Genomic DNA, 427 nt, shown 5'->3' with positions numbered 1-427 from the left:
CCTGACTGCCGCCGATGTTGGCGCTTACAGCAAGGCCGAAACCGATACGCAGATCATTAAAGTGACGGACAGCAAAGTGCCGTTAACCCGCCGCATCAACGACAAAGAGCTGGTCAATGACATTACCCTGACTGCCGCCGATGTTGGTGCTTACAGCAAGGACGAAACCGATACGCGGATCAAAGACGGTGACGCACTGGTCATGAAAGCCGTAGACAGCAAAGTGCCGTTAACCCGCCGTGTCAACGACAAAGAGCTGGTCAATGACATTACCCTGACTGCCGCCGATGTTGATGCCTATACCAAGGCTGAAACCGATGCGCGGATTAAAGACGGCGATGCCCCGATCATGCTGGAAGCCCAGAAGGCTATGCAGGAAGCCCAGAAAGCCCTGCATGAAGCGCAACAGGCCCTGAAAGCCGCGGAC

1 pseudogene is annotated in these 427 nt (G+C 55.5%); it reads left to right on the top strand.

The annotated features are described in order from the left end of the window. Positions 1-61: 61 nt before the first annotated feature. A pseudogene (locus tag Xind_RS19805) lies at positions 62-427 on the top strand (phage tail protein); the annotation flags it as partial.

The organism is Xenorhabdus indica, assembly GCF_014467235.1.
GTDB lineage: Bacteria > Pseudomonadota > Gammaproteobacteria > Enterobacterales > Enterobacteriaceae > Xenorhabdus > Xenorhabdus indica.
This window is presented reverse-complemented; position numbering and strand designations above follow the sequence as displayed.